The following is a 15,057-nucleotide window of genomic DNA, read 5'->3' on the forward strand; positions in this document are numbered from 1 at the left end:
GTATTTCTTAGTTATTATAACATTTTTTCGCTACTTTATTATGTTATAATAAATTTGGATGGTGAGTAAATGGACTTTAAGTTTATTGGTGAAGCGATTTCTATGTTAAATAGCTTTGCAGAAAAAGATAAAAAATATAAACAAATTACAGATGATATTACGAATCTACTTTCTAATTTAGAGGTAGAATTTTTGTCTTTCACTACTGCTCACAATAACGTATTAAATGAAACATTCAATTCTCAAAATAATATTAAGAAAATTCATGATGCTAAAATCGATATTCTTTATGATAGTTTTGAACATTATAAAGATGAAGTTAAACATAAAATTGATAATTTAAAACGTGTAAAATCTGAATCCTTAGTTTTAATCGATGAGGAAATTAAGACAACTATTAATAAACTTGAACAAGATTTATTAGACGCAAAAACTGCATTTGACGAAATCTTATCAGCAAATGAAATCAATAAGTCTAAAGATTTGTCTTATATTGAAAAAACTATCTTGGAAATCAAAAAAGATAGTTCAAAATCAATTGCTCAAATTGAATTAAACTACAATCAGGACCTCAACAAAATTGAATCTCGTTTTAAACATATGGAAGAATCTTATAATCAAAAAATTAAAGAATTTGAAATGGGTGTCTTAGAAGAAAAGTCTAAAATTCAAATTGTTAAAAACGAATACCGTGAACAAAGTGACTCAAAATATTTAAGTATTAAAAATGAGTATCATCAACAATCAATGGCTTTCAATAAGAAAGTCGATTCAATTAAGAAAAAACGTAATGATAAACTTAACAAATTAACCAATGATTTCAATAACCAAATAGAGCCCTTACAACAACTTCTTTCAATTATTGAAGCTGAATATCAAGCAAACTCTGAAATCATTCAAAAAGAGTATGATGAAAAGTTATCACTTCATAAAGAAAAATATGAAAATATTGTAGAAAACTTTAATCATGCTAAACAAAAAATCATTAGAGAATCAACTGAACACATTACTTTATTAAACTCTAAACTTTCTGCGTATAAAGAATATCTTGCAAAAGAAAGAATGGAAAGCCAAAAAGAACATAATGAAAAACTGATTGGTTTATCTGAACAAGAAAGAACTTTATTAAATAAAGAACGTAATAAAAAGCTACGTCAACAGGATAATGAGTTAAATAAACAAATTTTACGCACCAATAAAGAAAATCTTCAAAAGTCTAAAGAACAATATGAACTACTTTCATTAGCTGAAGCTAAGTTTATTGAAGAAATGACTGATTGGCGCATTGAAGAAAAGGTTTTAGGTTTAAACTTTAAACTTCAAAACTACAACAACTATTTAAATTATCAAAATAAATTAAAAGAAAATGATGTGAATCAAAAGAAATTAAAAATCACTTTTGATCATGATGTTGAACAATTAGATATTGAACAAATTGAATTAATATCTCCACTTGAAACATCGCTAGCTTCCGATAATGCGATGTCAGAGCGTGATGTTAATTTATTATCTAATGATACAAACTATCATTTAAATCACTATCAATTTAAAGAAGATAATTTAGATTATAAACTTCAGATTTTTAAACTCGAACAAAAATTAATGTTAGATAAAGAGCGTCTTCTACTTGATCACCTACGTAGTGTATATGCAATCACTCAACAACTAGGAATTGAAAAAGAAAATGTCATTCGAGACCAACAAATTAAAAATCAAGAATTAAAAACTAACCTTATCATAGAAACGAATACTTTAAATGAAAAGTTAGCTGAATTAAACTATGCACTAAAACGTAGTGAGATAGAAACTCAAATTAACTATCTTCAAAAAGAGAAACAAGCCCTTCATACATTCTATGATAAAGACTTAAATACCGATGTTGAAGTGTTAAAATTTGATTTATCATTTGAAGAAGAAAGACTGCTTTTAACTGAAAACCTTGAAGTAGTTAATCGCGATGTTGGATTATTAAGTAAAGATTTAAATGTTATTCATTCAAGAATTGATCACTTATTTAATCAAATCTTCTTAATCTATAATATTCAACATCACTTAATGCTTAAGTTAGTTAAGTTATACCAACTTCCTGCACATCCAGAGGATGTTAAAGTATTTATCAATTTAAATAATGAAATTTTTAAAGATTTACGTATCGTTCAAGAACAAGCTAAAGATGATTTCTTACTTGATATAAAGAATTTCCATGAAATAAAAATTAATGATATTACAGGTCAAAAATATCAATCATTAGTCCAAGAACTTGAAGAAGAATTAAATACTAAGTTACAAGATTTAGATGAAGATCAACGTCAAATTGAAAATAGTATTAAAAAGATTGATTATCAAATCCAAGTATTAGGTAATAATGTTGATAAAATCCAATCTAACATCAATAAAATTGAAGTATTAAAATCGGAAGAATCAACCCGAAAAGGACAAAGACAACATCAAAATGAAATTGACTCGCTCGTTCGCCAAATCAACTCAATTGAAATTGAGATGAACAACCTAGAAAAAGAGATTGAACGTCATAAAAAACCTATTGATAAAATTGAACAACAACGCCTCATGCTTAAAGATAAATTTGAACTTGATAAGAAAAATCTTCATGCGAAACAACAACTTGATGCGAAAGTATATTTTGAACAATTAAGTTTTTACCAAAACTTCATGAAGAAACTTACAAATTTATTTAATGCTTATGAGAATAAAGTTTTAGTTTTAACAACTAAATTAAATCAGCCACTCTATTTAACAGATGATTTAATTAAGGATGCTCAAAAGTCATTCCAACGTGTTGAAGACAACTTTGAACGTCAAGCAAACTTCTTCTATCAAGACCTACTTAAATATAGTATTCAAGTTTTTGATAAACTAAATCTTGAACAAAATACATTGAAAGATAATTATCAAAAATTACTTCAGAAGAATATGGTATTGAATAAGAAAAAGATTGCTAATCTTAAGTTCTTAAAAAATCAACAAATCATTCGCCACAATCAAAATTTAAACACATTAAAACATGAAGAACAAACTTACATTAAGACCTTATCATTAAACATCAACAAGGAAAAACAGCCTAAAATTAACGATTTAAGAGCGGATATTAAACTACTTGAATCGCAAATTATGGCAACAGAAGAAAAACTTAAGAATGAACTTCTTTTAATTGATGATAACCTTAAATCAGCTATTGATCAAATGAAAGCTGATCACCAAAAGAACTTAGTTCGTACACACGAACAGTACTTACGTAATGTTCAAAAAGCAACTGACGCTATTGATCAAAAACAAAAGAATTTAAAACAATTAGAAGAATCAACAAAAGTTAAAAATAATCTACTCTTTACTCGTTTTAATCAAACTGATGCTAAACTTAAAGAACAGTTAAAAGAAAAACTTCAACAACTTAAAGAGCAACATCAGAAAAATGATCAAAATTGTACAAGAAAGATTGAACATTTAACAAATGAACTTCATGCTTTATATCTAAAACATAACACTTTAATCCAAGAGGAAGCGAAAAAGAGTAAACAAATTGCACTTCAAATTGATAAAATTGAAAAGCGCAAAAAACAACGTGAACTTAAAGATGCGAAGAAGAGTTATCAATATAAAATTAGAGCCTTAAAATTATAAAATGAGTCATATAGACTCATTTTTTTTTGAAAAAAAAGAAATGACTTTATGTCATTTCTATTATTCTAAGTATTCGAATTCGTATGAGAAGATTCTTACAATATCCCCGTTTTGAACCCCTGCTTCACGAAGTGCTTCATCAATACCTATACCTCTTAATTGACGCGCAAAACGTTTAACAGCTGACTCATTATTAAAGTCCGTACGGTTGAATAAAATAAATACTTTCTCACCTGTAATATCAAAGATACCATCGTCACCTTTAGTAATCACAAAGTCTGAATCTTTATTTTCATTAAATTCATAAACTTTAGTAATTTGTTTAGGTTCAAATTTAGGAATTGTCTTTAAGACACGAATAATTTCATATTTTAAAGCCATTAATCCTTCTCTATTTAATGCAGAGATAGGGAATACTTTAATACCATTTAATTTTGATTCAAATTCTTTTAATTTTTCTTCTGCGTCTTCTGTATCCATTTTGTTAGCTACTACAATTTGAACTCTATCTTTTAATGCTTCATCATATTGAACAAGTTCATTATTAATTGTTAAGTAATCTTTATATGGATCTTCACTTTCCATTGAAACGATGTGTAATAAGACACGGCAACGTTCAACGTGTTTTAAGAATTGGATACCTAATCCAACACCTAAGTGCGCATATTCGATTAAACCAGGTAAGTCTGCAACAACAAACTCATCTTCATCCACTCTAACCATTCCTAATTGAGGAGATAGCGTTGTAAATGGATATGGAGCAATCTTAGCTTTGGCGTTTGAAATAGATGAAATTAAAGTAGATTTACCAACAGATGGGTAACCAAGTAATCCAACATCAGCTAAGACTTGAAGTTCAACTTTAGCTCTAAAGGTTTGACCTGGGTCGCCTTGTTCTGCGAAGTCGGGAGCTTGGTTTTTATTTGTTGCAAAGGCAATATTACCACGTCCACCCTTACCGCCTTTAGCGACAAGTAGTTCTTGACCATGATATAGTACTTCACCGATTAAATTATTCTTTTCATCATATACAATTGTTCCTAATGGTACTCTTACATAAGTATGTTCTGCGTTTGCACCATGCATACCCTTAATTTCCCCGTTCGCACCATGTTGGGCACGAATATGACGATTATACTTTAAGTCGATTAAGGTATTTTTACCTTCATCACCAACAAAATAAATATTACCACCATTACCGCCATTTCCACCGAATGGACCGCCAAATTCAACGTGTGCTTCTCTTCTAAATGCTACTTTACCGTTTCCACCACGGCCGGCTTTAACTTCTACGACGACTTCATCGACAAATAGACTCATATATATCAACTCCTATGATAATTATACAATAAAAAAGGGTAATAAATTACCCTTTGAATTAAGCTGCGTAAACTGATACTTGAGTACGGTCTTTACCCTTACGTTCGTATTTTACGATTCCAGCCACTTTAGCGAATAAAGTGTCGTCTGAACCGCGACCAACATTTGTGCCTGGATGAATTTTAGTTCCTCTTTGGCGATAGATGATTGATCCAGCTGTTGCGAATTGTCCGTCAGATAATTTTTGACCTAAACGTTGAGCATTAGAGTCACGTCCGTTTTTAGATGACCCAACACCTTTTTTAGATGCGAATAACTGAATATTTAACTTTAACATCGTTATGCCTCCTTTTGATATTTAATATAAGTACGATACTGAGCTTCAAGCTCATTTAATGTGTAAACTAAATTGTTCAGCAAACCTTCAATAATTGAATTAGTTTGAAGAACCTGTAATTCGAAGAATCCTTCTTCGACTTTAAGAGAGATTTTATCCTTATATCCTAAAATCTCGATTGCATTTGCTGTCATTATTAAGCCTGTCGAAACGGATGCACATACGATATCTGTACCGTATGCTCCAAATAATGCATGACCCTCTACTTTAATTGTTTCGATATGATCATCATTTTTTTTGACTTTATACTTAATCATAATTAGCCAATGATTGATTTAACAACTAACTTAGTGTATGGTTGTCTGTGACCTTGTTTTCTACGATAGTTTTTTCTTCTCTTGTATTTGAAAACAATAATCTTCTTTTGTTTACCTTTTTTAACTACTTCAGCAACAACTTTAGCTCCTGAAACGAATGGATGACCTACTTTAGAATCTGTAGCTAAAACTTCTGTGAATTCGTAAGTTTCACCAGCTTCAACGTCTAATTTTTCAACGTAGATTTCTTGTCCTTCAGTTACTTTAATTTGTTTACCGCCTGTTACGATAATTGCAAACATGTCTGTGTTCCCTCCTTATTAATATTTTGAAGACTCACTATTAAGGTAGTCATTCGACTTTTAAGACCTTTTCTATGTGGTACAACGCCTATATGATTTTATATGATTCCTATATTTTTGTCAAGTAAATATTATATATTTATTAAAAAAACATAAATTACTTGATTTATTCCCACTCTGGATCAACTGTTTTCTTTTGTTTTCCAAATAAATTCATGACTGTTTTAGGGAAAATATAGAGTCCATCTGCAATGACTAAAGGTAAGTGTTTAGCTGCTTCTACTAATGCACCAAAACGAATTTTTTCTTTGGTTGCTTCACCTGAGTCATCAAATAAGTATTTTCTAGTAACAATACCAATTCTTAGTGTGAGTAATGCATTGGATACCCCATCAAGCACACTTGACATGATTGGCTTAATGAGTGGAATTTCACCTAACATGTTCATTGTTGATTGCGGTAAGATATCTGATATATTAATATTTTCTAATCCTTCAGCAATTAATGCCGTTGTAAATACGTTAATCACTAATTTAGCTAAGTTCTTGTAACTTGGTCTAAATCCACATAAAACAACTAAATCTTTAATCATTCTAATATTTACAACAATTACCGTAATGAAATCTAATCTACCATTTTGTGAAATTGCTGTTGAAACCATCACAGTTTTTGCATGGTTACGAATTGTTTTATTGATTTGTCTTTTAATGTGTTTGTTGTAAACAGTATTTAACGCATCACGTAATAACTTTGGATCGTGATATGCTTTTTCTAAGTTGTCTTGGAATACTTCTGGTAAATCTTTGCGGTCCATTAATCTTTTAGCAACTCTTTTTAACACCTTATATTCTTTTTCAGGCTCGTTATCAAGTGTTGTCTCAATTGAGAATGTTGGTGAGAATAAAATAATTAACACCGGTTTAACAATCAAGAAATAAGTTAATAAAACAGCAATGCCATAAAATGCGTATGGCACGTACGGATGAATCGATTTTAATTGTTCCCCTATTTGTAATACTGACGCTGTAATCATCATCAATATAATAAGTATCACGCCGATGGCTGTAAGATACCATAATTTAACTGTTGATTCTTTCTTCATTCATTCACATCCCTTATGGGATTATTATATCAAATTTTAAATAATTTCTTATTTTTATACGAGTAAAATTCATCTTTTCCAACAATAATATGATCGATTGTCTCAACTGATAGTATTTGACTTGCATCCATAATCTTTTGCGTAAGCTTATCATCTGCAATTGATGGCTTCGCATCGCCAGTTGGATGATTATGAATAAGAATCATTCCATATGCTCTTAACTTGATAGGCGTTGTAAATATTTCTTTAACAGATACAGGAATTGATGTGGTTGTTCCCATATAAATCATCTCTTTTTTTAAGATTTTTCCTTTAATGTCTAAAATTATAATACTGAGTGTTTCTTTATCTAAATACTCCATTTCATTTTTAATTAATTCATAAACATCTTCACTATTAAATAAAGATTTTCTTTTATCAAATTCACGTTGATATATGCGATTTGCTAACTCAGTAGTCAAAAGCATTTTTAATTTTTGTTTTTTAGTTAAGTTAAATCCACTATTTAAATCATCTAAAGTTAATAACCTTAATTTTTGAATTTTTTCAAAATAATCTAAGATTTCAATTGCTTTTAATTCATTTTCTTCTTCTAATAATAAGGTGAGTAATTCTCTTTGACTTAAACCTTTAATACCTCCACTTAACATCATTTCTTCTAATCTCTTTTTGTCCATAAAAAAATCCTTTCTATCATATAGTAGATAAAAAGGATCATTTTAACTTTTAAATATGGAAGAATTTCACTAATTCTTGATACGTTACTTTTGGCGCGAATAAGAGCATTGCACTAAATAAAGTAAAACCTGCAATTAAAGTCATCGCTCCAGTCCAATAAACACCTTCTAGTGTCCACGAACTAAAGAATGCAATTGCTGCATAAATAAGATTTAAAATAATTAACCAAAATAAATTTCTTACATGCATATAATACTTCTTAGGCATTGAGGCAACAACAATCGGCAAGAATGCTGTTGTCCCTACTAAGACAAGGGGAATCGCATACGTTATTGCCCACGCTTTATATGCGGTTGCATAATCTAAAATAAGTAAGATTAAACTGACAATAATCACTTGTTTAAGTGTTTTTGTAGAATAATCACGTTTTGAAATAATCACTTGCTTAATTAATAAATAAACATAAAATAATGAACCAACAACAATAATACTCCACATAATTTTTGTATCTTTAAAGGTTAAAATATTGATGACTACACTGATTAAAGAAACAACAATACCGATTAAGATCAATACCCTTGCTGGAATATTCGGTTTTTTTCTATTCACTTGTACTTCTGGGTATCCTGGTGTAACTAAATTTGTTTCAAATGCTTTTTCAACTAAGTTATTTCCACAAACGATACATATCTTATGGTTTTCTTCATGGTAAAGATTACAATGCTTACAATACTTCATTATAATACCTCCCAGTTATTGGCTTCAATTTGCATACTTAAGCCATTTTCACTTAAAATTTTAACAAACGCTTGTTCAAATTCTCGTTCAACAATCTTTGAAATAAATGAAATACATAAAGTATCTTGATAACTAATTACAGCCGCTACTTTAGGCGTATCATTCGATGGTGTGATGATAAATTGATAGTGACTAATGAAAGATTCCATTTTCTTAGGAATTGTTACTTTGCCAAGATTTGAAATGACATATGAATTTAATGCCTCACCAACAATACCATATGCACTGCGCATCGCAACTACCTTAACCGGAAGTGGTACTGCACGTAATAAGAAATTTTTTTCAATCTTAACGTTTTCTACAATTTGATCTATCATACGTTCAACATTAAGTTCTTCTTTCATCATACGTTTAACATCCGTAATGACTTGTTCTAACTTTAAATCATTTTGATTTAAATCATAATTGATTCTAAAGTAACTGATGAAATTACGCATCGTTACGCTTGGGAAATATTGACGCATATTAACCGGTATAAATAATCTAAATAAGTGTTTATATTTATCTAATCCACCACTACGTTTTGCAGCTAAAATTAAACTTGCAGCGAAAAACTCTGTCACTGTACAATTATATGCTTTAACAACTGCTTTCATTTTTTCTACACTTAAATATAGATGCATAACTGCATTATAGTTATTTGCATAATTTGTTCCCTTTAAGTGATGTGCTTTCGGTTCTTTAGCCTTTTTTATTTTTTTCTTATGATATAACTTTTTAAACTGATCTTCAATTTCTTGATAATTACCTAAACTATCAATTGTCTTAATTAACCCTTCAGGTTCAATTTCTTTACCTAATAAATTTAAGTATTCAAATGCTAAGGAATTAATAAATTCTAAAGCACCTTTTCCATCAGTTAAGGCGTGGAAATATTCAACCGTTAGACGTTGTTTATAATACATTGTCCTAAAAAGAAAATCATTATTTTCTCTAAAATATAAAAATTCATTGACATATCCAGTATCTTCATAAAGTATTGGATTTTTTTTATTTTCTTCATAGAAATGCCAAAAGAGTCCTCTTCTTAAGCGAACATTCATGTGTCTAAAACGTTTAGTTGTTTTTACCAACGCTTCTACTAAAACTTCCCTATTGATTTCTTCTTTAAAGACCACAGAGATGCGAAACATATATGTTCTTGATTCATTGGCAACGACTGGAAAGATTTTAGCAGCATTGTCTAGATCATAATACTTTTGTAATTTAGCCACATTAAAACCTCATTTTTAAAATTTTGATAGGATTTCCTTAGCTAAGGATAAGTATAGTTTACCATTCATATCTTCTAAACTAAATAAATATGAATCTTTATTTAATGGTTGATTAATTGGAATTTGAATTAATAATGGTACATTTAGGGCATCTGTCACTAATTTTGCTCCACCTTCACCAAAGATAAAATCTTTTGATTTAGCTGCTTCATTATAGTAATAACTCATATTTTCAACAACACCAATAATTTCATGTCCCATTTCTTTAGCACCTAATCCTGCTTTTAAAGCCACATGGCTGGCATTTGGATGTGGTGTTGTTACTAAAATCATCTTTGCATCTGGTACAAAGGTATGAATATCTAGTGGTACATCACCTGTTCCAGGTGGTAAGTCAATGATAATGACTTCAATTTCATCATCCCAAACAACATTTTCAAAGAAATGCGTTAAGAGTTTCCCTAACATTGGACCACGCCACATTAAAGGCTGATTCTTTGGCATGAAAAACTCCGGTGAAATCACTTGAATACCATCTGCATCTGCTGGAATAATTTCATCATCTTCTGTTGTTGATAGTGGTTCAATTGGAAGTTTAAAAATACTTGGTAAACTTGAACCATAAATATCTGCATCAATAACGCCTACTTTTTTACCTAAGCGTTGCATTGCTTTTGCAAGGTTAGCTGATACGGTTGATTTACCAACACCACCCTTACCAGAAATCACTCCAATATACTTAATTTTCTTTTCTTCAACACTATATTTAGAGTCAATAAAGTCAATTCTTAAACCTGGATAACCAAATTTAATTTTAACTGCTCTTGCAATTTCTAATTTTATTTGTGATTCATCACGTTTACGATTTTTTAAGGCAACTACCAATTCAACAATATTATCTTCAGTTACCTTTAAATCAATCAAACTTCCTGCAGTCTTAAAATCCAACTTTAAGGTTGGATCAATTAATGTTTCTAAAAAGTTTTTTAAATCTAATTCATTCATCTAAATTATTTTCCTCATACATTCTCTTGTTTGCTTCTAATGCTTTTGCATTTTTATACGCATTCTTCATACGCTTAAATAGTTTGGATTGATCATAAGATAAGATACTTGCCTTATAAAGTGGTGCGATTAACAACCCTAAGACAAATACTGATGCGATTAACACAACAATCCCTACAATCGCTTCAAATAATGAAATATAGCCCATTAAATAAGTAATTGGGATAGATAATGGTGCGAAGAACGGAATATAAGTAAAAATTGATAATAACAAGCCAGACTGGCTTAATCCTGCAAGCATTGAACCTAAATACCCTGCTGTCATTAATAACATTAAAGGTGTTTGGGTTTGTTGATAATCTTCTTGGTTTAATGAAATCGAACCAATAAATGCACCTAAAATTGCATATAATGTAGCACCTAAAATTGCACAAATAAATACTAAACTAACGACTGGCACTATCATTGGAGCGATATCACCTAAAAGTGCACTCCATGTCTCGCTACCACCTGACACTCCATTAACAAACGCATTTAAGCCTAGTCCTATGAGTGCATATGTTAGAATCATTGCCATTTGAATGATTTGGAAAATGATAATAGAGGCAATTTTTGCTACATAGTGCGTTGTCGGTTTAACAGAGGCAATAATGATTTCAATTGCTTTTGTTGATTTTTCATCAATAATTTCCATTCCAATACCTTGCACTGCGAAGGTAATTAAAATAAATAATGGGATGACCGCAATTGGTGCTAAGCCCACTAGTAACTCTGAAATACCTCCACCTGAGGCTGGATTTTCTACATATTCAGGAACTAAATCTATAATTAAAGCATTATCTACATTGTTATCTAACATGTATTTAATACGGTTAAGTTCTTTTAGGCTTGCTTCTAAAGCAGTTTTTAAAACTGAATTCATTTTTGTGTCATAAACTTTTGCTTTAATCACATAGTTATTCACATCATTTGGATCTAATGATGGTTCAATTAATTCACGATATAAATAAACAAGTCCATCTTCAGTATGTTTTTGCGTGTAATAATCAAGTGGTGGGACTAAATCACTTTCAATATATGTCACATTATCCACCATCATATAAGCGCCAATATAACTACTAATGTAGTTTTTAATATATGCTGTAAAGTCTTTATCACCTTCATCATAAGTTGAATGATTGACAATCACAATCTCATCATCTATTTTAGTTAATTGACTACCCACTGAACCCATAATTGATGGTACTAACATAATCCCAATCATGATGACTGCAATGACAGCATTAGCAATTAAGAAAGCTTTACTAACTAAACGTTTTTTTACGCCGTATTTAACTAAGAACTTAAGCTTCTTCATACTTCTTACCTGCCTTTGCGATAAAGATTTCACTTAATGACGCTTCCTCAACTTCAAACTTTTGAATATTGTTCAATGTTTTCACATACTCAAAAACATCCATTGCATTGGCCTCATTTTCGACTTTAACAATCCACTGATTTGAGTTTTCAATAACATCATAAACACCTTTGATTGCTTTAAGTTTATCTTTTTCAATACCATCTGCAATTAACTTTATGGTGTGTTTTTTAAATTCCTTTTTAATGTCCTTTATTAATCCTGATAAAACCGTCTTACCTTTTTGTAAAATGACTAAGCGTTCACAAAAACTTTCAACATGATCAATTTGGTGACTTGAGAAAATAATTGTGCAACCTTTTTCTTTGTACTCTTTAATTACCTCAACAAATAATTCCATATTAATTACATCTAAACCTGAAAAAGGCTCATCAAGCACTAATAAACTTGGTTCATTGATTAATGCTGAAATAAACTGAATCTTTTGTTGATTCCCTTTTGATAGTTCTTTAATTTTTTTATTTTTATAATTTTCAATGTCAAAACGTTTTAACCAATAATCTAAACGTTCTAGAATTGTTTTTGCATCTACATTTTTAAGTTGACCAAAATATAACATCAAGTCTTTAACGGTAAGTTTAGTTAGTAAACTACGCTCTTCAATCATATAGCCAATACGATCGACTGTATCATAGCTTACAAATTCGCCATCATACTTCACATAACCTTTAGAAGGATAAAGTAGACCCATAATGGTTCTAAAGGTTGTTGTTTTACCAGCACCATTGGTACCAAGTAATCCAAAAATTTCTCCTTTATTAACCTCAAAAGAAAGATTCTCTACTGCAACAAAGTCGCCATATTTAAGTGTTACATCCTTTACTTCTAGCATTTTGCATACCCCACTTAATAGATTATTTTCGTATAATTTTCTTAATATTATCTTACCATAGAAATACTTATCTAAACCAAATAAAAAATAACCTATACATATGTATAGGCTATTTCACATTTATTTCTTTTCTTGAATTGCTTTTTGTAGTAGTTGGATAAATTCATCCACAGAAACACTCACTTGTTCTTGTGAACCGTATTGACGATAAGTTACAGATTTACCTAATACTTCTTGATCACCAACAACTAATTGGTAAGGAACCTTCATAGTTTGGGCTTCTCTAATCTTATAACCTAGTTTTTCGTTTCTAAAGTCTGATTCAACTCTAAATCCAGCCTTAGCTAATTTTTCATGTAATTCTTTAACATAGTTACCATGTGCTTCAATTGAAACTGGAATTAATTTCACTTGAACTGGTGCTAACCAAGTTGGGAATGCACCTTTATACTCTTCCAGTAAGTATGCAACGAAACGTTCCATAGTTGATACAACACCACGGTGGATAACAACTGGACGATGATCATTCTTACCATCTTCACCAACGTATGTTAAATCAAAACGTTGTGGTAATAAGAAGTCTAATTGAATAGTTGATAATGTTTCTTCCATACCTAAAGCTGTTTTTACTTGAATATCAAGTTTTGGACCGTAGAATGCAGCTTCACCAATTGCTTCTTTATATGGTAAACCTAAGTCATCCATAACTTTCTTTAATTGACTTTCTGCTTTATTCCACATATCGTCATCATCAAAATACTTTTCTGTATTTTCTGGGTCACGATAGCTTAAACGGAATGAGAAGTCTTTAATTCTAAAGTCTTTATAAACTTCAACAATTAAGTTAACAACACGTTTGAATTCATCTTCGATTTGGTCAGGACGTACGAAAATATGTGCATCATTTAAAGTCATTTCACGTACACGTTGTAAACCTGATAATGCTCCGGATTTTTCATATCGATGCATCATACCAAGTTCTGCAATACGAATTGGTAATTCACGATATGAGTGTAAATCTTTCTTATAAATCATCATATGGTGAGGACAGTTCATTGGACGTAGAACTAACATTTCTCCATCCCCTAAATCCATTGGAGGATACATGTTTTCATGATAATGATCCCAGTGTCCGCTTCGTTTATAGAATTCAACATTAGCCATAATTGGAGTATAAACGTGTAAGTAACCTAATTCGATTTCTTTATCAACAATGTAACGTTCAATAATTCTTCTTACTGTAGCACCTTTTGGTAACCAGAATGGTAAACCAGACCCTACTTCATTATTTACCATGAAGATATCTAATTCTTTACCAATCTTTCTGTGGTCGCGTTGTTTTCTTTCTTCTAACATATTTAAGTGATTTGCTAAATCTTCTTCTTTAAAGAAGGCAACCCCATAGATACGTACTAATTGTTTATTCTTAGCATCACCTCTCCAGTATGCACCAGCAATTGATAATAATTTGAAGTTTTTGATATAACGTGTTGAAGGAACGTGTCCACCACGACAAAGATCAACAAAATCACCTTGACGATAAACTGATAAACCATCACCTTTATATTGTTCAATTAATTCTAATTTATATTCATCGTTCTTAAAGATTTCTTTAGCTTCTTCATATGATACATCTTGGCGTTCAATTTTGTAATCTTGTTTAACAAGACGTTTCATTTCTTTTTCAATATCGCCTAAACGTTGATCTGAGAATGGATCTTGACCAAAATCAACATCATAGTAAAAACCTTCTTCAATTGCAGGTCCTACTCCGAACTTAGCGTGTGGGAATAAATTTTTAATTGCTTGCGCTAAAAGGTGCGCTGCTGAGTGGTTTAAAGCTTCAAAAGATTCTTTATCTTCTTCGGTAAATAACACTAATTTTCCATCTTCATTTAATTTTCTAGAAATTTCAATTAAATGATCATTGTATTTTGCAGCAACAATTTTCTTAGCTAAACTCACTGATAAACTTTGAGCAACTTCAAAAACTTTGATGCCTTTATTAAATTCTTTTACGCTTCCATCTGGAAAAGTAATTTTAATCATAGTATTCCTCCATTTAAAATAAAAATCCTTGCATATACTAAAAAATT

13 protein-coding genes are annotated in these 15,057 nt (G+C 30.4%); 1 reads left to right on the plus strand and 12 read right to left on the minus strand.

Annotated elements, in window-relative coordinates:
• The first annotated feature begins 69 nt into the window (after nucleotides 1-69).
• Complete coding sequence (locus EXC59_RS03210) at nucleotides 70-3,639, plus strand: hypothetical protein (RefSeq protein ID WP_035369224.1); 3,570 nt, start codon at nucleotides 70-72, stop codon at nucleotides 3,637-3,639.
• A 60-nt stretch (nucleotides 3,640-3,699) separates the two neighbouring features.
• Here EXC59_RS03210 and obgE read toward each other — a convergent pair whose 3' ends face one another.
• The 12 genes from obgE to thrS all read right to left on the minus strand — a co-directional run bounded on the left by obgE (nucleotide 3,700) and on the right by thrS (nucleotide 15,010).
• Nucleotides 3,700-4,959: a GTPase ObgE gene (obgE, locus tag EXC59_RS03215; RefSeq protein ID WP_035369222.1), complete on the minus strand. Its 1,260-nt coding sequence runs from the start codon at nucleotides 4,957-4,959 to the stop codon at nucleotides 3,700-3,702.
• 58 nt (nucleotides 4,960-5,017) lie between these two features.
• Nucleotides 5,018-5,296 carry a 50S ribosomal protein L27 gene (rpmA, locus tag EXC59_RS03220; protein WP_035369219.1) on the minus strand — a complete coding sequence of 93 codons (279 nt, stop codon included), beginning with the start codon at nucleotides 5,294-5,296 and terminating at the stop codon, nucleotides 5,018-5,020.
• 2 nt (nucleotides 5,297-5,298) lie between these two features.
• Nucleotides 5,299-5,613 (minus strand): ribosomal-processing cysteine protease Prp, encoded by a 315-nt coding sequence (locus EXC59_RS03225; protein WP_035369217.1) that lies wholly within the window; start codon nucleotides 5,611-5,613, stop codon nucleotides 5,299-5,301.
• A 2-nt stretch (nucleotides 5,614-5,615) separates the two neighbouring features.
• Nucleotides 5,616-5,915, minus strand: a complete 300-nt coding sequence (gene rplU / locus EXC59_RS03230; protein WP_035369215.1) for a 50S ribosomal protein L21 — start codon at nucleotides 5,913-5,915, stop codon at nucleotides 5,616-5,618.
• Between the two features lie 166 nt (nucleotides 5,916-6,081).
• Complete coding sequence (locus tag EXC59_RS03235) at nucleotides 6,082-7,017, minus strand: DUF697 domain-containing protein (RefSeq protein WP_084145183.1); 936 nt, start codon at nucleotides 7,015-7,017, stop codon at nucleotides 6,082-6,084.
• 29 nt (nucleotides 7,018-7,046) lie between these two features.
• Nucleotides 7,047-7,694 (minus strand): JAB domain-containing protein, encoded by a 648-nt coding sequence (locus EXC59_RS03240; protein WP_162163997.1) that lies wholly within the window; start codon nucleotides 7,692-7,694, stop codon nucleotides 7,047-7,049.
• Between the two features lie 49 nt (nucleotides 7,695-7,743).
• On the minus strand, nucleotides 7,744-8,433 hold the full coding sequence (locus EXC59_RS03245; RefSeq protein ID WP_035369210.1) for a DUF6320 domain-containing protein: 690 nt from the start codon (nucleotides 8,431-8,433) through the stop codon (nucleotides 7,744-7,746).
• Nucleotides 8,433-9,707: a hypothetical protein gene (locus EXC59_RS03250; protein WP_035369207.1), complete on the minus strand. Its 1,275-nt coding sequence runs from the start codon at nucleotides 9,705-9,707 to the stop codon at nucleotides 8,433-8,435. Before EXC59_RS03250 ends, EXC59_RS03245 begins: the two co-directional genes overlap by 1 nt.
• 15 nt (nucleotides 9,708-9,722) lie before the next feature.
• The gene (locus EXC59_RS03255; RefSeq protein ID WP_035369205.1) at nucleotides 9,723-10,712 is read right to left on the minus strand and encodes a P-loop NTPase; all 990 of its coding nucleotides are present in this window, start codon (nucleotides 10,710-10,712) and stop codon (nucleotides 9,723-9,725) included.
• Entirely contained in the window at nucleotides 10,705-12,069 is a 1,365-nt protein-coding gene (locus EXC59_RS03260) for an ABC transporter permease (RefSeq protein WP_162163996.1), read from the minus strand. Before EXC59_RS03260 ends, EXC59_RS03255 begins: the two co-directional genes overlap by 8 nt.
• Complete coding sequence (locus tag EXC59_RS03265) at nucleotides 12,056-12,961, minus strand: ABC transporter ATP-binding protein (protein ID WP_035369201.1); 906 nt, start codon at nucleotides 12,959-12,961, stop codon at nucleotides 12,056-12,058. The genes EXC59_RS03260 and EXC59_RS03265 overlap by 14 nt, the downstream gene beginning before the upstream one ends.
• Nucleotides 12,962-13,081: 120 nt before the next feature.
• Complete coding sequence (gene thrS, locus EXC59_RS03270) at nucleotides 13,082-15,010, minus strand: threonine--tRNA ligase (protein WP_035369199.1); 1,929 nt, start codon at nucleotides 15,008-15,010, stop codon at nucleotides 13,082-13,084.
• Nucleotides 15,011-15,057: the final 47 nt, after the last annotated feature.

It is taken from the genome of Acholeplasma hippikon (assembly GCF_900660755.1).
Lineage (GTDB): Bacteria > Bacillota_I > Bacilli_A > Acholeplasmatales > Acholeplasmataceae > Acholeplasma > Acholeplasma hippikon.